16 protein-coding genes are annotated in these 20,184 nt (G+C 63.5%); 10 read left to right on the forward strand and 6 right to left on the reverse strand.

Annotation, left to right across the window (positions count from 1 at the left end):
• The first annotated feature begins 36 nt into the window (after nt 1-36).
• Nucleotides 37-879, forward strand: coding sequence for a pyrroline-5-carboxylate reductase (gene proC / locus XALGPE39_RS09745; protein ID WP_045728014.1), 843 nt, complete (start codon nt 37-39; stop codon nt 877-879).
• A gap of 200 nt (nt 880-1,079) precedes the next feature.
• Here the strand turns inward: proC and pdxH are convergent, their stop codons facing one another.
• Entirely contained in the window at nt 1,080-1,679 is a 600-nt protein-coding gene (pdxH, locus tag XALGPE39_RS09750) for a pyridoxamine 5'-phosphate oxidase (protein WP_045728015.1), read from the reverse strand.
• 120 nt (nt 1,680-1,799) lie between these two features.
• Between pdxH and XALGPE39_RS09755 the strand changes: the two genes are divergently transcribed.
• Complete coding sequence (locus XALGPE39_RS09755) at nt 1,800-2,342, forward strand: shikimate kinase (RefSeq protein WP_045728016.1); 543 nt, start codon at nt 1,800-1,802, stop codon at nt 2,340-2,342.
• Complete coding sequence (aroB, locus tag XALGPE39_RS09760; protein ID WP_045728017.1) at nt 2,339-3,448, forward strand: 3-dehydroquinate synthase; 1,110 nt, start codon at nt 2,339-2,341, stop codon at nt 3,446-3,448. The genes XALGPE39_RS09755 and aroB overlap by 4 nt, the downstream gene beginning before the upstream one ends.
• Nucleotides 3,449-3,547: 99 nt before the next feature.
• Here aroB and XALGPE39_RS09765 read toward each other — a convergent pair whose 3' ends face one another.
• Genes XALGPE39_RS09765 through XALGPE39_RS09775 form a run of 3 tightly spaced genes read right to left on the reverse strand, consistent with a single transcriptional unit; the run spans nt 3,548 to nt 9,368 of the window.
• Entirely contained in the window at nt 3,548-4,999 is a 1,452-nt protein-coding gene (locus XALGPE39_RS09765) for an efflux transporter outer membrane subunit (RefSeq protein ID WP_052690092.1), read from the reverse strand.
• Complete coding sequence (locus XALGPE39_RS09770) at nt 4,999-8,199, reverse strand: efflux RND transporter permease subunit (protein ID WP_045728018.1); 3,201 nt, start codon at nt 8,197-8,199, stop codon at nt 4,999-5,001. Before XALGPE39_RS09770 ends, XALGPE39_RS09765 begins: the two co-directional genes overlap by 1 nt.
• Nucleotides 8,196-9,368 carry an efflux RND transporter periplasmic adaptor subunit gene (locus tag XALGPE39_RS09775; RefSeq protein ID WP_235429897.1) on the reverse strand — a complete coding sequence of 391 codons (1,173 nt, stop codon included), beginning with the start codon at nt 9,366-9,368 and terminating at the stop codon, nt 8,196-8,198. The genes XALGPE39_RS09770 and XALGPE39_RS09775 overlap by 4 nt, the downstream gene beginning before the upstream one ends.
• A 416-nt stretch (nt 9,369-9,784) precedes the next feature.
• Between XALGPE39_RS09775 and XALGPE39_RS09780 the strand changes: the two genes are divergently transcribed.
• The 4 genes from XALGPE39_RS09780 to mdtD all read left to right on the forward strand — a co-directional run bounded on the left by XALGPE39_RS09780 (nt 9,785) and on the right by mdtD (nt 14,122).
• A complete protein-coding gene (locus XALGPE39_RS09780) occupies nt 9,785-10,039 on the forward strand; it encodes a WGR domain-containing protein (protein ID WP_045728019.1) in 255 nt (84 codons plus the stop codon).
• A gap of 11 nt (nt 10,040-10,050) precedes the next feature.
• Nucleotides 10,051-11,115: a uroporphyrinogen decarboxylase gene (gene hemE / locus XALGPE39_RS09785; protein WP_045728020.1), complete on the forward strand. Its 1,065-nt coding sequence runs from the start codon at nt 10,051-10,053 to the stop codon at nt 11,113-11,115.
• An 88-nt stretch (nt 11,116-11,203) separates the two neighbouring features.
• Nucleotides 11,204-12,397, forward strand: a complete 1,194-nt coding sequence (locus XALGPE39_RS09790; protein ID WP_045728021.1) for a serine hydrolase domain-containing protein — start codon at nt 11,204-11,206, stop codon at nt 12,395-12,397.
• A 288-nt stretch (nt 12,398-12,685) separates the two neighbouring features.
• Nucleotides 12,686-14,122, forward strand: a complete 1,437-nt coding sequence (gene mdtD / locus XALGPE39_RS09795) for a multidrug transporter subunit MdtD (protein ID WP_045728022.1) — start codon at nt 12,686-12,688, stop codon at nt 14,120-14,122.
• A 133-nt stretch (nt 14,123-14,255) separates the two neighbouring features.
• On the opposite strand, the gene XALGPE39_RS09800 is transcribed toward mdtD, so the two are convergent.
• On the reverse strand, nt 14,256-17,759 hold the full coding sequence (locus XALGPE39_RS09800; RefSeq protein WP_235429782.1) for an ATP-binding protein: 3,504 nt from the start codon (nt 17,757-17,759) through the stop codon (nt 14,256-14,258).
• Between the two features lie 264 nt (nt 17,760-18,023).
• Between XALGPE39_RS09800 and XALGPE39_RS09805 the strand changes: the two genes are divergently transcribed.
• Genes XALGPE39_RS09805 through XALGPE39_RS09815 form a run of 3 tightly spaced genes read left to right on the forward strand, consistent with a single transcriptional unit; the run spans nt 18,024 to nt 19,830 of the window.
• The gene (locus XALGPE39_RS09805; protein WP_045728024.1) at nt 18,024-18,686 is read left to right on the forward strand and encodes a YceI family protein; all 663 of its coding nucleotides are present in this window, start codon (nt 18,024-18,026) and stop codon (nt 18,684-18,686) included.
• Entirely contained in the window at nt 18,683-19,252 is a 570-nt protein-coding gene (locus XALGPE39_RS09810) for a cytochrome b (protein ID WP_045728025.1), read from the forward strand. The genes XALGPE39_RS09805 and XALGPE39_RS09810 overlap by 4 nt, the downstream gene beginning before the upstream one ends.
• A gap of 11 nt (nt 19,253-19,263) precedes the next feature.
• Complete coding sequence (locus XALGPE39_RS09815; protein WP_045728026.1) at nt 19,264-19,830, forward strand: YceI family protein; 567 nt, start codon at nt 19,264-19,266, stop codon at nt 19,828-19,830.
• A 90-nt stretch (nt 19,831-19,920) separates the two neighbouring features.
• On the opposite strand, the gene XALGPE39_RS09820 is transcribed toward XALGPE39_RS09815, so the two are convergent.
• Complete coding sequence (locus XALGPE39_RS09820) at nt 19,921-20,151, reverse strand: glutaredoxin family protein (RefSeq protein WP_045728027.1); 231 nt, start codon at nt 20,149-20,151, stop codon at nt 19,921-19,923.
• Nucleotides 20,152-20,184 lie beyond the last annotated feature (33 nt).

The following is a 20,184-nucleotide window of genomic DNA, read 5'->3' on the forward strand; positions in this document are numbered from 1 at the left end:
CATGTCGCTTCCTTTCCGCCGCGACGGTGCTGTGCAATGTCTTCCGCTTCCCACGCCGCTACCGCCACCAACATCGCCTTCATCGGTGGCGGCAATATGGCGCGCAGCCTGATCGCCGGCCTGATCCGCCAGGGCGTCGATCCACAGCGCCTCCGTGTCGCCGAACCGGTTGCCGCGTTGCGCGAGGCGTTGGTCGCGGACTACGCCGTCCGGGCATGGGACACCGCCACCGCAGCGGTCGACGGCGCCGACGTGTGGATCTTCGCGGTCAAACCGCAGGTACTGCGTAGCGTCTGCAGCGAGGTGGCAGCGCTGGCACTGGCGCAGCGACCACTGTTGGTATCGATCGCCGCCGGCATCACCACCAACCAACTGGACCGCTGGTTGGGCGGCGGACACGCCCTGATCCGGGCGATGCCGAACACGCCCGCCCTGCTCGGCGCCGGTGTCAGTGGTCTGTTCGCCAATGCCCGTACAAGCGCTCCTCAGCGTGCGCACGTCGAGCAGCTACTGGCTGCAGCCGGAGTCACCGTGTGGGTCGAGGACGAGGCGTTGATCGACGCGGTCACCGCCGTATCCGGCAGCGGCCCAGCCTACGTGTTTCTGCTCGCCGAGGCGATGGAAGCCGCCGGCATCGCGCAAGGCTTGCCCGCCGACAGCGCACGCACGCTGGTACAGCAGACCCTGCTCGGTGCCGCGCGCATGCTGACCGAGTCCGGCGAAGCGCCGAGCGTCCTGCGGCAACGGGTGACTTCGCCCAATGGCACCACCCAGGCCGCAATCGAGACTTTTCAAACAGGCGGCTTCGAAGCACTGACTGCCACCGCAATCGCCGCGGCCGCCGAGCGTGGTCGCGCCCTATCGGCAGCCAACGACTGAATTGGAGCCGACGCTACAACCCAGTGGGCGCCGAGCGCATCCCAGACCTGCAGGATCATGGTTCGGGCAAACAATGCGCTGAGCCGGCTGAGATCAGACTCGATCGCGCAAGACAACCAGATACACGATGCGTTCGGCCTAGGCCAACACGCGCAAAAGCAGGTCCGCTGCAAGCGCGGCGCGAACCGAGAACGTCTCGGTCATGGGAACAGCATGCGTTTGCTCCAGTGGCCCGCAACGTCGGCCTCGTAGCGCCAGCGCTCGTGCAGGCGGTACTTGGCGCCGTACCAGAACTCGAAACTGCGCGGAATCACGCGAAACCCGCCCCAACCGTCCGGGCGCGGCACCTCGCGGCCTTCGAAGCTGGCCTCGGCCTTGGCCACGCGCTCCTCGAACTCTTCACGCGAGTGCAGCGTATGCGATTGCGCCGAGGCCCAGGCACCGATCTGACTCATGCGCGGGCGCGAGGCAAAATACGCATCGGCCTCGGCATCGGCAACAAGATGCACCTCGCCATCGATACGCACCTGCACGCCGTCTTCGCGCATGCGTCGCCACAGGAACAACAACGATGCCTGTGGATTGGCCTGCAACTCGCGTCCCTTCTGGCTGTCTAGATGGCTATAGAACACAAAACCACGCGCGTCATAGGCCTTCAGCAGCACGACCCGCGAGGATGGACGTGCTTCCAGCGTCGCCGAGGACACCACCATGGCGTTGTATTCGGCCTCGTCGCTGACGCGCGCCTCGGCAAATAGGTCGGTGAACGTGGACAACGCTTCCTGGTAGAGATCGGGCATGACGGCAAATACTCAGCGGACGAAGCGCTATTGTCGCCCCAGGCGCTGGCCGACGCACGCGCGTTGGCGCAGCGCTGCGCCAACGCGCGGGGCGAGGCGTGTCTCTGCTAGCATCTGGGGATGAATCCCGCCCCCAATTTGGTGCTGGTCGGCCCGATGGGCGCTGGCAAGAGTGTCATCGGCCGCCGCCTGGCCGAGCGCTTCTGTCTGGTCTTCGTCGACAGCGACCAGGCCATCGTCGAGCGCACCGGCGCTAGCATCCCCGCACTGTTCGAGCGAAGCGGCGAAGCAGGCTTCCGCGAGCACGAGCGCGCCTTCCTGCAAAGCGTGCTGGATACTCCCGGCCACCTCATTTCCACTGGTGGCGGTGCCGTGCTCAACCCCGACAGCCGCCGCGAGATGCGCGAACACGGCTTCGTGGTGTACCTGCGTGTCGGCGTCGACGAGCAATTGCAGCGCCTGCAACGCGACCGCAACCGCCCGCTGTTGCAAGAAGGAGACCGCGAGCAGGTACTGCGTGACTTGCAAGCGGTGCGCGAGCCGCTGTACCGCGAGGTCGCCGACCTAATCATGGACACCGACAACCTCACTCCCGCCGAGGCCACCGCACAACTGGTCGTGCGCCTGATCGCGTCGTGGAAACTTCCGGAACCCACTGTATGAGCGCCGCATCGCGCACGGTCGAGGTCGCTGGCGACCCGGCCTACACCATCCGTATCGAGCCGGGACTGCTCGACAACGGCACCTTGCTGGCCACACACGTGCGTGGCCGCCATGTCCTGCTGCTCAGCGACAGCAACGTCGCGCCGCTGTATGCGCAGCAGGTCCGCGAGGCATTGCTGGCCGCATGCCCGCAGTTGCAGATCGGCGCATTCGTGATCGCCGCCGGCGAGGCGTCCAAGACCCTGGACAGTTTCGGCGGGGCGATTACCGCCCTGGCCGAACTCGGCGCCACCCGCGACGCTTGCGTGCTGGCCCTGGGCGGCGGCGTGGTCGGCGACCTGGCCGGCTTCGCCGCCGCATGCTGGATGCGTGGCGTGGACTGCGTGCAGTTGCCGACCACGCTGCTGGCGATGGTCGACTCCTCGGTCGGCGGCAAGACCGCAGTGGACATCGCGCAAGGCAAGAACCTCGTCGGCGCATTCCATCCGCCGCGCGCCGTGCTGGCCGACACCACCACACTGCGCACGCTGCCGCCACGGGAATTGCGTGCTGGATTAGCCGAGGTAATCAAGTACGGCGCCATCCGCGACCCGCTGTTCTTCGAATGGCTGCACGCCGAACGCCACGCGCTGCTGGCGGCCGACCCTGCCGCACTGGCGCAGGCCATCGCGCGCAGTTGCGAACACAAAGCCGACATCGTCGCCCGCGATCCACTGGAAAAAGGCGAGCGCGCCCTGCTCAACCTCGGCCACACCTTCGGCCACGCCATCGAGACCGAACAAGGCTACGGCGCACCCGATAACAGCAACCTCAACCATGGCGAAGCGATCGCGGTGGGCATGGTACTGGCCGCCGAATTATCGGCACGACTGGGCCTGGCTTCGGCACAGGACACCGCGCGGCTGCGCGCCCAGCTCATCGACTTCGGCCTCCCCACGACATTGCCGAGCGGACTGGCACCGCAAGCATTGCTGGCACGCATGCGCCTGGACAAGAAAAACCTGGCCGGTCGCCTACGCCTGGTGTTGTGGCGTGGCATCGGTCACGCCGAAATCGTCCCCGACGTGGACGAAGCCGAGGTCCTGGCGGTGCTAGCCACCGGCTGAGCGGCAACACCGCCGCGACGCTCACGCATTGGCGCCTGCCGCGATGTCTGGCGCAATGCAGCAGCAGGCATTGCGCGGCGAACAAACGCTCAGGCCGACTCAGTTCTGCACGCTCTCCAACGTCGCATCGCCGCCGAGGGTTCGATACAGCGTCACCCGATTGGTCGCCTTGACCAGCTCCGTCGTGACCAGACCGCGTTGTGCCGCGTAGTAGCTGCGCTGCGCATCGAGATTGGACAGGAACGGCTCGACACCGCCGCGATAGCGCTGATCGCTGAATTGATAGTTGCTGGCCGAATCGGCCACGAGATTTTGCTGTGCAAGCAACTGCGCATCGATGGTGCCGCGTCTAGCCAGCGCATCGGAGACTTCGCTGAAGGCGGTTTGCAGGGTCTTTTCGTATGTCGCCAATGCGGCGTCGCGTTGTGCCTGGGTGTATTTCACATTGGCTCGCGCCGCGCCGGCGTCGAAAATGGCAGCGCTCGCACCAACCCCCACCGTCCTGTTGAATGCGGCGTGCGTGAACAAGTCCGACAGTGCCGTACTGCTCAACCCCAGCATGCCGGTCAGGGTGATGCGCGGGAACAACGCTGCGCGAGCGGCGCCAATCTGGGCATTGACCGCGCGCAATTCGTACTCCGCCTGCACCACGTCAGGCCGGCGCAGCAGAATGCTCGAATCCAGTCCAGCCGGCAGTTCGCCGATGCTCGCCGCAGCGTCTTGGATCGAGCCAGGCAACAGGGCCGGATCCACCGGGCCACCCACCAGCAGACGCAGCGCGTTGAGGTCCTGGGCCATCGCGGTGGTCTGCTCGGCCAAGTCCGATTGCGCCGTATGCAGCACTTGGTTGGCCTGATACAGATCCGAATGCGGCGCGATCCCCCCCTCGAAACGCTGCCGGGTCAGCGCAACGCTCATGCTTGCGCTTTGCACCGTGTCCTGCGCGATCTTCAGCAGGCTGTTGTCACTGGCGTAGGTCAACCACGCCGTGGCGATGTCACCGACCAACGTCAGACGGGTGGCGCGCGCGGCGGCCTCTTGTTCCAGGTAACGCTGTTGCGCGGCAGTGGTCAGCGAGCGGACCCGTCCGAACAGGTCGATCTCGAAGGCGGTGATGCCGACACCGAGGCTGTAATCGCGGCTATCGCCTTGCGCTGGGGCGACAACCGTCGTTGCGTCCGACCCGCCTGCCGTGGCTGGCGCCGCTGCCGCGCCCCTGCCTCGATAAGAACGCACGCCATTCGCCGTCCCACTGACCTCGGGCAGCAATTCGGCGCGCTGGATCCGATATTGCGCACGCGCCTGGGCGATGTTGGCAATGGCAATCCGTAAATCCCGATTATTGTCCAATGCTTGCGCAATCAGACGCTGTAGCCGCGGGTCACGAAATATTTGCCGATAGGTGAGCGAAGGCAGTGCCGCTTCGTTCTGCGCCAAGTAGGCGTCGCCTGCCGGCCACGACGGCGGTATCGGCGGTGCGGGACGTACATAGACCGGTGCCAGGCGACATGCCGACAGCAGGCACACCACAATGACGGCGATATAACGCATCAGGCCGGCTCTGCCATCGATGGCGCAGGCGGCGGCGTGTTCCCGCCGCGACGCGCACGGCGGCGCAGCATCCATTCCGCCATCGCGATATGGAACGCTGGTGTCAGATAGAGCGTCAACGCCTGCGAAAAGAGCAAGCCGCCCACGACCGCGATGCCGAGCGGGCGGCGCGCTTCGGCGCCTGCACCGAAACCCAGCGCGATGGGCAACGAGCCAAGGACCGCCGCGAGGGTCGTCATCATGATCGGACGGAAGCGCACCTTCGCCGCTTCGATCATCGCCGCGCGTGGATTCTTCCATTGTTCCTCGCCAGAACGCTCCAGTTCCAGCGCGTAATCCACCATCATGATGCCGTTCTTCTTGACCAGCCCGACCAGCAGAATAAGACCGACAAAACTGAAAAGATTCAACTCCTGCCTGAAAAGCACCAACATGAAAATGGCACCGAATCCGGCGAGCGGAAGCGAGGTCAGGATCGTGATCGGGTGCAACGCATCCTCGTAAAGAATCGCGAGCACGCCGTAGATCAGCAGCACCGTGATGAGCAGCAGCATCGGCAGCGTCTTCAACGAATTTTCGAACGCCTGCGCCGAGCCGGCGAACTGGCCGCTGATAGCGCGTGCGTCGCCCTTGCCGAGCGTCTGCGCCATCAGGTTGCCGATCCCCGCAGCGGCATCGCCCAATGCGACACCGGGCGCCAGATTCATCGACAGCGTCACCGCTGGCAGGCCGGCATAGTGGTTGATCGCCACCGGACCGACGCCCATGCGCACGTCCGCCACCGCGCGAAGCGGCACCATCGGGCCGCCTGCGGCAGTCAACACCGCGCTGGTGCCCGAACTGCTGTTGGAGGTCTGTGTACCGATCGCCGTGATACCCGGATTCTGGTTGCCATTGAACGACAGGGCATCCAGCGCATTGAGATCGGCCTGTGCCGATGGCGCAACCTGCAGGAGCACCTCGTACTGATCGGTGTCGCCATAGATGGTGCTGATCTTGCGTCCGCCGTATGCACTTTGCAGTGTGTCCTGCACACCGGCGGCGGTGACGCCCAAGGATGCGGCCTGCTCGCGATGCAGAATCACATCGATTTCGGGATTCTTGATCTGCAGGTCGCTTTTCGGATCCTGGATCTGCTGAAGACGCTTGATACTTTGCAGGATCGTCTCCGACTGGGCGTACAGCGCCTTCTGGTCGGTGGACTGCAGCACGTATTGCAAGGATCCGTTCGACGCCGTCGGCCCCATGTCGATCGCAGGAGGATTGCGCATGTTGAGCGTGATGCCTTCAATCTTGGCCACCTTCGCGCGGACCTGCTGAATGACATCGTCCGCGGTGCCCTTGCGTTCGGAAAGCGGTTTAAGCCCGATCAGCAAGCGTCCACTGTTACTGAGCGTGCCGCTCGAACCGATCACCGATTCCACATTGGCGACGTTCGGGTCGGCTTGAATAATTTTGACCACCGCGTTCTGTTTGGCAACGAAATCGTCGAAAGCGGTGCCTTCCGGCACGCGGGTCTCACCATCGATCTTTCCGGAATCGACCTGGGGAATGAAACCCTTATCGACAATGGCATAGACACCCGCCGTACCGAACAACGTCGCGATGCCGATCACGAACATCAAGCCGACGTGGCGCGTGGCCCATTCGAGGGAGCGCGTATAACCGCGCTCGGATGCGTCGATGAGCCGGTCGAAGCGTTCGAACACCCAGCCCGAACTCTTCTTCGGATCGAGCCAGCGACTGGCCAACATCGGCGTGAGCGTGAGCGAGATGATCCCGGAGAGGATGACCGCGATCGCGATCACCATGCCAAACTCGGAGAACAGCCGTCCGACCAAGCCGCCCATGAACACGATCGGCAAGAATACCGCCGACAACGAAAGCGTCATCGACAACACGGTGAAACCGATTTCCTTGGAGGCGGTCATCGCCGCCTCCATGCGGCTGGCACCCTGTTCGGCATGGCGGACGATATTCTCGATCACGACGATCGCATCGTCGACCACAAAGCCGACCGACAAGGTCAGCGCCAGCATCGAGATATTATCGAGGCTGTAGTGCAACAGGTGCATCACCGCGAAGGTGCCGATCAACGAGGTCGGCAGCGCCAGGGCGACGATCAACGTCGCGATCCAACTGCGGAGAAAGAGCAGGATCACGACGATCACCAGCACCAGCGATCCAACCAGCGTCCATTCCACGTCCTCCACCGACGCACCGATGTAGTCGCCACGGTCGTAGAGCACGTCGAGTTCGGCATCACCGGGCAGTTGCGCGCGAATCCCTGGCAGCGCCGCCTGGATGCCTTTCGTCACCGACAACGTATTGGCCCCCGGCTGACGATGAATGTTGATCTCAATCGCACGCTGGCCGTTGAGGGACGCCGCGGTCTGCAGGTTTTCAACACTATCTTGTGCATGTCCGACATCCTGGAAACGCACCGGCGCGCCGTCCGCGTAGGTCAAGACCAGTTTGTCGAAATCGGCCGCCGTCTTGAGCTGCCCATCGGCCTTGACGGTGTAGGAACGCGCACGCCCCATCAGCGTTCCTGCCGGCGCGTTGCTGTTACCCGCCTGCACGGCAGAAACGATCTGGTCAAATCCCAGATGTCGGGCGGCGAGCAGGTGCGGATTGACGAACAGACGCACGGCATACTTCTGCGCGCCGTTGACGTCGATCTGCCCGGCACCCGGCACCGAGGCCAGACGCAACGCGACACGGTCCTTGGCGAACTGGTTGAGCAGTGGCAGCGCGATTGTCTTCGAGCGCAGGATCAGATGCATGATCGGCGCGGCGCTGGGATCCTCCTTCTGGATCTGCGCCGGATTGATTTCACGCGGCAGCAGTCCGGCCGCCTGCGAGACCGCATTTTGCACATCCTGCGCCGCCGCATCGACATTGCGGCTCAACGAAAATTGCAGGACGATCCGCGTGGCGCCGACGCTGCTCGTCGAGCTCATCGTATCCAGCCCCTGCAGGCCGCTGAACTGGCGCTCCAGCGGTGTCGCCACGGCCGCCGCCATCGTCTCGGGATTGGCGCCCGGAAGCGACATGTTGACGGTGATCGTGGGGAAACTGACATCGGGCAGTTCGCTCACCGGCAGCGCGAAATAGGCCATGCCGCCTGCCAGCACAAGCGCGATCATCAGGATCGATGTCATCACCGCACGACGGATGAAGACGGCCGATAGATTCACGCATGCCGTCCCGTCGCCGCCGCATCCTGCGCGGTGCGTTGATTGCTCGATTGCACGGCGGAACCATCGCGCAGTTCATTTGGCACCGTCAGGATGACGGTATCGCCCGTGCGCAAGCCCTTGGCGATCACCGCCTGCCCATCGATCAAGCGGGCCACGCTCAGCGGACGCGAGACCGCGCGCCCGTTGACCACGCAGTAGACATACGCACCATGCTGCCCCTGCTGCAACGCGCCCTCTGGAACGGACAGAACCTGCGTATCTTCCGCCAGGATCACCCGCACGGTCACGAACTGCCCGGGCCAGAGTGTGCCGTCGGCGTTGGCGAAACGCGCACGCAGTGCAAGCGTCCCGCTACTGGTATCGAAGGCATTATCGAGAAAATACAACTGACCACGGTCGAGCAGTTTGCCACTCACCGAATCCAGCGCCAGGACAGGCAACCCGATGCCATCGCGCCCTGCGCGTGCCGCGCGCACGGCATCCACCTGTACGTGCGCAAGCGCGAAACTCGTCTCGATCGGCGCGTTTACGTTGATGGTCACCAACGCAGTCGCCGCGCCGTTGGAAACGAGATTACCCGGCTTGACCGCGATGGCCCCAGCCCGCCCGTCGATGGGCGCGCGAATCTGGGTATAGGCTAGCGATAGCTGGGTCTGCTCGACCTGGGCCTGATCCGAAGCGACGGTTGCACGCAAGGACCGCAACGCCTCGGCCGCTGTGATGTAGGTCTTCGGATCGACCGCGCCGGTCTTGGAAAGTTTGCTGTAACGCGCTTCGGTATCGGCGGCATCGGCGGCGAGCGCTTGATCGCGCGCAAGAGTGGCGCGTGCCTGGGCCAGCGCTGTGCGCAGTGGCCGGGGATCGATCGTGAACAGCAGTTGTCCCTTGTGGACCTGCTCGCCATCGTGAATCAGCGCCGATTGCAGCACACCGTCGGTCTGCGGGCGGACAGTGACCGTGTGCGGCGAGGTGATCGTGCCCGAGGTTTCGATGATGTCCGGCACCCTATGCGGTGCAACCGTCATCGTCTCCACGCGCAATGGCGTAGGAGCCGGCGTCGGCTGGCGGCGATGCGCGATCCAGTACCAGACGACAGCGATCACAAGGCACGACACAATCAGCCCTGCAAGCAACCCGCCCCGCCCCACACCGCGATTGGCGCGCATTTTAGACACGGGTGTCTCCTCGCGCCTTGGCGTGCATCGCCGCACCGGCATCATTGTTGGCGGCGCGCTTCAAGGCACCAAGCCCCGCACTGAGATCGGCGTTTTGCTCGGGAAAAGATGCATTTCTGTGACTTGCATGCCGGCCAGGTCCGCAATCTGAGTGAATGACTATGCGCGATAGCATAGGTTCCAGCATTGTGTGCGAACGCGTTGGCAATGCCAATCACGGCGACGTCACAACGACGGCAAAGGCAAGAGGACGCGACACGACACCTCGGTAGACGCCTCCAAGCCCGACTGCCGCAAGCATGGGGTGACATGGCAATACCTGAAACTACCTGAAACCGCGTTTTCGCCAACATCCGGCCAGCATGTGCCGATGAGCCGCGCGCACGAGCAACAGCTACAATCGATGCATGCTTGTCTTCCTACAACAACGCCCCAACGGCAACGAGCCGCCGCGCTACATCCAACTGATCCTGCAACCGGACCTGTTCGGTGGCTGGGAACTATTACGCGAAAGCGGCCAGATCGGCGGGCGCGCGCAACTCAAGCGCGCACAATACCTGCATCAACACGAGGCCCATGCCGCCTTCGAAAAAGCCCGCGATGCGCAACTCAAGCGCGGCTTCCAGGTCATCTCCACCCGTGGCGCCGACGCGCCGCACTGAGGAATCTTCCCATGCTCAAGAACGACCGCCTGCTGCGCGCGCTGCGCCGCGAGCCCGTGGACCAGACCCCCGTATGGCTGATGCGCCAAGCCGGACGCTACCTGCCCGAGTATCGCGCCACGCGCGCCCGTGCCGGCAGCTTCCTGGCGATGGCCAAAACCCCGGAACTAGCCTGCGAAGTGACCCTGCAACCACTGGCACGCTTCCCCCTGGACGCGGCGATCCTGTTCTCGGACATCCTCACCATTCCCGATGCGATGGGCCTGGAGTTGTACTTCGTCGAAGGCGAAGGCCCCAAGTTCCGCCATCCGGTACGCGATGCGGCGGCCATCGCACGGCTCGGCGTGCCGGACATGGAAACCGAACTGCGCTACGTGATGGATGCGGTGCGGGTGATCCGCCGCGAACTGGACGGCAGCGTACCGCTGATCGGGTTTTCCGGAAGCCCGTGGACGCTGGCCTGCTACATGGTCGAAGGCGGCGGCAGCGACAACTACGCGCGGATCAAGGCGATGGCGTTGAACGATCCGAGCGCCTTGCACCGGCTGTTGTCGGTCAATACCGATGCGGTGATCGCCTACCTGGCGGCGCAGCGCGCGGCCGGCGCGCAGGCGCTGCAGGTCTTCGATACCTGGGGCGGCGTACTCAGCCCGGCGATGTACCGCGAATTCTCGCTACCCTACCTGTTGCGCATCGCCCGCGAACTGGCACGCGGCGAGGGCCCCGAACGCACCCCGCTGATCCTGTTCGGCAAGGGCAACGCGCCCTACCTGGAGGAACTGGCCGCTTCGGGTGCCGAAGGCGTGGGCGTGGATTGGACCATCGATCTGGCCGATGCGGCGCGCCGCACCGGTGGCCGCGTCGCCCTGCAAGGCAATCTGGATCCAGCGGTACTGTACGGTGCGCCCGAAGCCATCGAGCGCCAGGTACAGCACGTGCTGCACAGCTACGCCGAGGGCAACGGTTCGCCGGACGGTCATGTGTTCAACCTCGGCCACGGGCTGTCACCGGACATGCAGCCTGAGCACGTTGGCGCACTGATCGCGGCGGTGCAGCGGCACAGTCGGCGCGGTTGATGCGCCGGATCGCGACGCTGCCCAGTGTTTGTCGTCGCGACCGCAGCCACTAGAATCGGAGGCAGCGCCCCCTCCGAATGGGTTGCAGATGACCGTCCCCCCGTTTGCACTCGATGCTTTTGCGGCTGGCACCGTCCTGTCGCCCCGCATCGACGCCGTCGTCCAGGAAGCGCTGGAGCAACGGCGTCTGGTCGGCGCGCGCGTGCTGGTCGCCCACAACGGCACCTTGATCCACCAACAGGCTACTGGCTGGGCGGACCGCGAACGCCAGCGACCGATGACCATGAAGACGCTATGCCGCCTAGGATCGGTGAGCAAGCTCATCGTCTCGACCGCAGCGTTGGTGCTGGCGGCACAAGGCAAGCTGGACCTGGACACGGATATCGTCCGTTGGCTGCCCGAGTTCCAGCCGCATCTGGCCGATGGCCGCCTCGCCCGGATCAGCGTCAGGCAATTGCTCGGCCACACCGCCGGGCTGGGCTATCGCTTCCTCGAAACCGATGCCGACGGGCCCTACACGCGAGCCGGGGTGTCCGATGGCATGGACATGCAGATCATCAGCCTGGCGGAGAACCTGCGCCGCATCGCCAGCGTGCCGCTGCTATACGAGCCAGGCACCGCCTGGGGCTATTCGTTGGCGACGGATGTCCTGGGTGCGTTGATCGAGCGCGTACACGACGCGCCACTGGACGCAAGCGTGCGACAACTGGTCACCGATCCGCTGGCCATGCACGACACCGGCTTCGTCGTGGATGATCCACAGCGCATGGACACGGTCTATGTCAACGATACGCCACAGCCGCATCTACTGGCCGAAGGCGAAGTCGTGCCGGCCTTCGAGGGCAAACTCCGCCTGACCTTCAGCCCGGGCCGCATCTTCGATGCACGGATGTTTTTCTCGGGCGGAGCGGGCATGGCCGGGAGCGCGACGAACTTCCTGCAGTTGCTAGAAACCCTGCGCCAGGACGGCGGCACGCTATTGCCTAGTGCACTGATCGCGGACATGCAGCGCGATCACAGCGGGGGATGGAAGATGTCCAGCGCGCCAGGTTTCGGCTATGGTCTGGGTTATATGGTGCTACGCGACCGGCAACTGGCCGCGACGCCGGAATCGGTCGGCACCTGGCGCTGGTGCAGCGCCTATGGACACAGTTGGTTCGTGGATCCGGCGCGCCAGCTGAGCGTGGTCGCCTTCAGCAACACCATTCACGAAGGCATGTGCGGCCATTTCGTCACCGCACTTCGCGATGCGGTCTATGCCACGCTCGACCAACCGCGATAACCCCGCACGGCGATCCACCACCGTTGCAGTGCAACGCACGGAAGCTGACCCAAGTCCGCGAGGCTCGCACCCACGACAGCAAGCACGCCGCACGGCATTGCCCAAGCTCAGCGCGATGGCGTCGCTGCTTATCGAACGTCACCAGCGCCCCGCTCTATCGCATGCAGGCAAGCGCCTCGCGCGGCGGGCTGAAAGCGCAGGAGGCAAATGACCCCTGTCTACACCAAGCCGACACCATAACGACCTGAACTACGCCATCATTGTTTTTTAGCCACAGCATGCAGATCGATGTCTGCGCCATCACCCGACCCGCTGACCATCCCCACTCGGCAGAATTTCCGCCCGCTGCTGTGGTTGGTGTCGCTGGCGATCTTCATGCAGATGCTGGATGCGACCATCGTCAACACCGCGCTGCCGGCGATGGCACGCAGCCTGCAGCAGAGTCCGCTGCAGATGCAGTCGGTGGTGTTCAGTTATGCGCTGGCTGTAGCCATGTTCATCCCCGCCTCCGGCTGGATCGCTGATCGTTACGGCACCCGCCGGGTCTTCCTGGTGGCGATCGTGTTGTTCACCCTGGGCTCGCTGCTGTGTGCAGCGGCGCCGCGCCTGCACTATCTGGTCGCCGCGCGAGTGCTGCAAGGCATCGGCGGTGCAATGTTGCTGCCCGTCGGACGACTGGCCGTGATGCGCTCGGTATCACGCGCGAAGTTTCTCAGCGCGATGAGCTTCATCGCCATCCCCTCGTTGATCGGGCCGCTGGTCGGGCCGGCCCTGGGCGGCTGGCTGGTGCAGGTGGCCTCGTGGCACTGGGTGTTTCTGATCAATCTACCGATCGGCGCGGCCGGCTTCGCCGCCGCATTGAAGATCATGCCCGACCTCTATGGCGAGCAGCGCACCCACTTCGACCTGATTGGTTACGGCATGCTGGCCTTCGGCATGGTCGCGTTGTCGCTGGCACTGGACGGCATCTCCGAGCTAGGCCTGCGCCACGCATTCGTGATGCTGCTGGCAGTCGCTGGGCTGGCGGCGCTCATCGGCTACTGGCTGCATGCAGCCAACACGCCGGCTCCGTTGTTCCCAACACATCTGTTCAAGGTGGTCAGTTTTCGCATCGGCATCCTCGGCAATTTGTTCTCGCGCATGGGCAGCGGCAGCATGCCATTGCTGATCCCGTTACTGCTGCAGGTCGGCCTGGACATCCCTCCGATGCGCGCCGGCCTGATGATGATCCCAGTGGCACTGGCCGGAATGGCATCCAAGCGCGCTGCGGTGAAACTGGTCGAGCGCTTTGGCTACCGTCGAGTGCTGATGACCAATACGGTGCTGGTCGGCACCGCGATGGCGAGCTTCGTGCTGCTCGATTCGGGCCAGGCCCTGGGCTGGCAACTTCTGCAACTCACCGTGTTCGGCGCAGTCAATGCGTTGCAATTCACCGTCATGAACACCGTCACCCTGCGCGACCTGGAACGCGACCAAGCCAGCGCCGGTAACAGTCTTTTGTCGATGGTGATGATGCTGACCACTGGCTTCGGCGCTGCGGCCTCGGGCAGTCTGCTGGCGGCCTTCGGCGACTATTTTGGCGACAGCCACGCTGCCGTCATCGCCCTGCATGCGACCTTCGTTTGCGTCGGCGCAATGACCCTGACCTCCACCTTGATCTTCTGGCAATTACCGAATAAGCCATCGCATCCGCAGCAGGTCGAGGACGTGGCGGCGGCCGAGTAAACGCGGCCCAGAGTTGCAGCAAACTGCGGCTTGCCTGGAAAGGCGATCCAACGCTACAAACGCGCCACGTACATTGGGACCGCTGCAAAAACGCGAAGATTTGAGCGGAAACCGCACAGCCTGCGCACGACGCTTATGCGCCATCGACATGGCTGTTCGCCCCCTCCGCATCGTGCATTGTAGGTGCTGGCGTTTGCATCGCTTCGGCCAGCATGTCTCCCGTCACCGGCTTGCGCAGGAACCCATCGAAACCGGCCGCACGTGCCTGCGGTTCAGCGTCGGCATCGGCGCGGGCCGTTACCGCGATCAACGGCATCGCGTGACCGAAGGCGCGCAACTGCCGCGCCAGCGCCAGACCATCCATGCCAGGCAGATCCAGGTCGAGCAAGGCGATGTCGAAGATATTGGACGCGACCTCGGTCAGCGCCGCCAGGGCATGCGCGGCGTGGGTCACCCGGTGACCACGCGTGCTGAGCAGACCAATGACCACCTCGGCGACGGTCGGGTCATCCTCGACCAGCAGCACCCGTTGCGGTACCGCGACGGACACGACATCACGCACGCCAGAGACGGGACGCGGTAGCGGCGCCGGCACCCACGGCAAAGGCAGATCGACGACAAAGCGAGTGCCAGTGCCGAGCCGGCTCTGCAGATCGATGTGTCCCTTCATCGCCACCGCCAATTCCTGACAGATCGCCAGCCCCAAGCCGCTACCGCCATAACGCGCGGCGGTGCGCGGACCATCGGCTTGTTCAAAACGCTGGAACAACCGCGCCTGTTGTTCGGCGTTGATGCCTGGACCGGTATCGACAACCTCGAAGCGCACCCCTTGACGCTCCTGCAACGGCGCCACCCGCAACTGCACGCTGCCGCGCTCGGTGAACTTGATCGCGTTGTTGAGCAGGTTCAACAGGATCTGCCGCACCCGCGTGGCATCGCCGGTCGCGGTGACCTGCTGCGGCATCGCGTTGTCCAATACGAACGTCAGGCCGTGTCCCTGCGCCATCGGCTCCATCATCGCGGCCAGTTCGGCGATCAGTTGCCCCAGATCGAATGGCTGCTGATCCAGCTCAAGACGCCCGGCCTCGATCCGCGCCAGATCCAGCGCATCGTTGACCAGGCGCAGCAGATGCGTGCCGGCGCCACGGATCGATTCGGTGTAACTGCGTTGTCTTGGATCCAGCGGCGTGGACAGCAGCAGTTCACTCATCCCCAGCACGCCGGTCATTGGCGTGCGCACTTCATGCCCCAACGTGGCCAGGAAGCGGGTTTTGGCCAACGAGGCCTGCTCGGCCACCTCCTGTTTGTGCAGGGCCAGTTGCCATGAGTTGCGACGACGCAAACGCCGACGGTAAAGATAGGACAGCCACCACACAATCAACAACGCCAGCAATGTCAGCCCGACTATCCCCCACGTACTGCGCCACCAAGGCGGCAGCACGCGAAAGCGCAGAGTCACCACTTTCGACCACACCTTGTCGGCGGTACGCGCCTGCATCTCCAGGGTATATTGGCCCGATGGCAAGCGCGGAAACAGCCGCTCGCCATTGGCGCCGACATCGACCCACTCCGTGTCGTAGCCGCTCAGGCGGAAGCGGTAGGTGTTGGACTCGGTGTCGTAAAACGACAGCAGCCGCGCGACCACGTTCAAATCGCGGTCGCCTTCCTGCAACACGATTGTGTCGGCGTGCGAAAGATCCAGCAGTGCATCACCACGGCGCACGTTGACGCGCTCGATCACTAGCGGTGGCTGCCGCCGCGACGGCACGACCTGGGACGGCTCGAACAACACCACGCCATCCGGGGTACCACCGAGAATTTGCCCGCCACGCGCCTGGATCAGGGTATTGGTTGCAAACTCCTGGTTGGGCAAACCATCACGCACACCGTAGGAGCGCATCGCCTTGCTGGCCGGATCGACCCGGATCAGCCCGCGCACGCTGCTCAACCAAGCCACGCCCTTGTCATCGACCACCATGCCGTTCGGCACCAGTCTCGGGAACTCGTGGCTTTCGTCGATGCGGTCGAGCAAGCTCAGTCGGGTACCGTCCCACAGATAACGCTCCAGGCAACCTACACCGGCCAGCCAGACCACATTACCATCACTGATTGCGACAGTACTCAATGGCCGTCGCGGCGCACCCGGCACCGGCTCGAAACGCGCACGCGCCGGGTTCCAGGACAGAACGCCGCGCGATCCGATCAACCAGGGCTGGCCTTGTGGTCCAAGCTTGAGTGCATTGACAACCAAATCTGCAGGCAACCCGCCGGTACCCAGCGCGATGTTACGCAGGACGTGACCATCGAGATCGCGCACCTGCGCACCGTCAAGATCACTGAACAACCACAGGTGTGCATCACCACTGACGGTCACCAACGTCGTGTTCACCATAAGCAAAGCATTGCTGCTCTCCCCGATGTCCCAACGCATGACCTCGCCACTGACCGGATCGTAGCGCAGCAAACTTTTGGGTCCGACCCCCCACACTCGTCCCTGATTATCTTCGACGATGGCTTTTGGCCAATCCATCCCGAACATCGTCCGCATGTGGTGGCGAACCGCACCCGTGACCAGGTCAAGCTTGTCAAGTACCCCATTAGTACCAGTCAACCAGACTCCGCCATCCTGCGAGGCCGCAGTAGCCACCACGTAGGAGTTGTAAATCGACTCTGGATCATGCACCCGATAAGACAGCGCCGAAAACTGCCGCCATCTAGACGGCAAATACCACAACCCGTTGTTGAGAGTGGCAAACCATAGATCGCCCTCGCGATCCTCAAACCCCAACAAAAAATTCGGCTTGACCACCCCGTGCGCGGAATTACTGTACAGCGGCACGTTGCGGATGATGCCGGTCTCGCTCTCCACACCCAGGCCGTCCATGGTGTCGAACCAGCGATTGCCATTGCGGTCGTGGATCAGCATCGCAATCACACTATTGTTCGGCATGTTACGCCAATAAGGTGCAATCGCCTTACCATCGGCACGCAACAAGCGTACCCCATCAAAATTACCGACCCAGAGGATACCGTCGCGTTCGGGCGTCAGTCCAAGAACATAGTGATTAACCCCAGAAAGGGGAAAACGCTCGAAACCTTGCCCATTCCAGCGCGCGACACCGTCGTGAGTGCCGACCCAAAGGGCACCATCGGGCGCTGTCGCCAACTTGGTCACATTGATCGATGGCAAACTGTGTTCGTCGCCAGGCTTGGGCATGAAATGGGTCAGGTGGCCGTCTGGCTGCAACCTGTACAGCCCAGAATTACCAATTCCGAACCAGATACTGCCGTCGGAAGTGGAAATGATCGCCCACACCTCACCGGAACCTATTTGAGGATAGACACTGTGGTCGTAGTAACGGAACGTGCGGCGGTCCGCCGAAAGCATGCCCAGTTGCGCAGTGCTGGTGCCGAACCAGACCCGGTTCTGCGCATCGACATGAACGCTAAAAAGATTGTTGTCGCGCAGCCCGTTCTCAATCCGCCAGATGCGGTACCCATGTCCATCGAACCGGGCCAGGCCATCGCTGCTGGCAATCCACAAATAGCCGAGCTTGTCTTCGGCAAAATCATTGATGGTATTGGACGGCAGGCCATCGGCGACCGTTAGCTGACGCGGTTGCGGCGTCAGCGGCACGACCGCGCCTGCAACCGCGGACCACGCCAACAATAGCCACCCCAAGCTCCTTCTCGACCACATCGTGTGTCACTCTCCAGGCTGGTGTCGGCATCGCTGCTCGCTCTTCATCCTCGGCGATAAGCACGGCCCATGGCAACCGTCGACTGCCCATGCGGATCACTCATCCTGCACCGCAGACGTCGCACGCACGACCAAGGCACCTCACGTCAACCTACATCGCAGGCTCTAGAATCCGACAACCCATACAGCGCGGGTGCTCTCATGTTCAAACATTGCCTCGTTGCGGTTTTGCTGACTCTGCCGGGCACGGGCCTGGCTGCCCCCGCGCAATACGCGCTGGACCCGGTACATACGCGCGTCCTGTTCGCAATCGATCACGCGGGTTTCTCCAAGGCGTTGGGCACGGTGTCCGGCAGCACCGGCACCCTGGTGTTCGATCCGCAGGACTGGCGCAGCGCACGCCTGCAAGCGCGAGTGCCCTTGCAGCGGCTGGACCTGGGCGATGACGCCTGGAACCGCGCCGCACTCGCGCACAATTTGCTCGACGGCAAACACTATCCAGAAGCCCTGTTCGTCTCTACTCGAATCGAACCGGTGGACGCCCGCCACGCCAAGGTGATCGGACAACTGACGCTCCACGGCGTCACCCGCGAGGTGACCCTGGAGGTGACCTTGAACGCGATCAAGCGACACCCGCTGCCGCCATTCCGTCGCACCGTCGGCTTCTCGGCCACCACCACCGTGCAACGTGCCGATTTCGGTATCAGCTCGTGGCCATCGGTGATTGGCGCGACGGTCGAATTGCACATCGAAGCCGAAGCGACCCGCGAAGGCCGCCCCGATTCCGACACCACACCGACATCAGCCACGGCACCGTCGTCCGACAGGGCGACCAACCCAGCCGAACAGGACCGCACGCCATGACCGCCAAGAACACCGCAGACCGCTGGGGCAGCGTCAGCCAGACCATGCACTGGCTGATCGCCTTGTTGATCCTGCTGCTGGGCGTGGTCGGCCTGACCATGGGCGAGTTGCCGAGGACACCCAAATACTTCTGGGTGTATACCGCGCACAAGTCGCTGGGCCTGACCGTGCTGGCACTGGTCGTCTTCAGGCTGGGCTGGCGCGTGTACGCTGGCACACCTGCACCGATAGCAGGAACCCCCGGCTGGCAGGCGCGTATCGCCAGCGTCACTCATGCGCTGCTGTACCTGATGATCTTCGCGATACCACTGTCCGGTTGGCTGTACGACTCCAGCAGCGGCCTGCGTCCATTGCGCTGGTTCGGGCTGATCGACGTGCCCAAGCTCAGCGCGCCCGACCCACACCTGCGCGCGCTGTCGCACGGCGTGCACGAATGGGGGTTCTGGGCCTTGATCGTGATCGTGCTGGCACATGCTGGCGCGGCGTTTTATCACCACTTGTTTCAACGCGATGCCACCCTGACGCGGATGCTCCCGCGTGGCTGGCTGCCCTCGTCCAGATCCTGAGGAGTTGCCCCATGCCGTCTCGTTTCGCTTCCCATGCCGCCGTCGCCGCCCACCTGGTCGCCATGCTCATGGCCGCGCCTGGATTCGCCGCCGATTACGTACAGGCACCCGGCTCGACTCTGGTCTTCGCCAGCAAGTACGAGAGCGAAGTCTTCACCGGGCAGTTCGCTGGCTTCGACACCAAGCTCAGCTTCGATCCGACTCATCTGGCCAGCGCCAAACTTGAGGTGACGATCCCGTTGACCGGCGCCAAGAGCGGCAACGCCGAGCGCGATTCCACACTGCAGAGCGCAGACTTCTTCGATGTCACCAGGTTCGCCACCGCACACTATCGCGCAGACAAATTCCGCGCCCTCGGCAACAACACCTACGCGGCCGATGGTACGCTGGAGTTGCGTGGCGTGTCCAAACCGGTAACTCTGACCTTCACTTGGAGTGCGGGCGCGCAGCCGGTGCTGACCGGCAAGGCCACGGTCAAGCGTCTAGACTTCGGTGTGGGCGGCGGTGACTGGGCCGATACCAAAACCATCCCCAACGAAACCGCGATTAGCACCAAAGTGGTATTCAAGGCGAAGTGATTCGCCATGGACCGTGACGCACGACCGTTGAGCGGAAGATTTCCTCGTGGGGTCCGCCGCTTTTTTACGCGGGGAGATCGGCCTTGACCTTCAGTCCAGTCCGCTTAGCCAACAACGCACGCCATTCGCATCGAACGGCCAATCCAGCTCGCGGCCATTGGCGGCACGTAACACCGGCACGCGCATGCCGTAGCGGGCCTCCAAGGCGGCATCACCGTCGATAAACACACTGTCGGGCTCAGCTGCACGCGCCTGCGCCAGAACCCGCAACGCTTCATCGCACAGGTGACAATCATCGCGTTGGTAGAGAATCAGAGACATCGGTTGGATTGGATACGGATTAACGAACCCATC

The organism is Xanthomonas sp. GPE 39 (genome assembly GCF_000963005.1).
Classification (GTDB): domain Bacteria; phylum Pseudomonadota; class Gammaproteobacteria; order Xanthomonadales; family Xanthomonadaceae; genus Xanthomonas_A.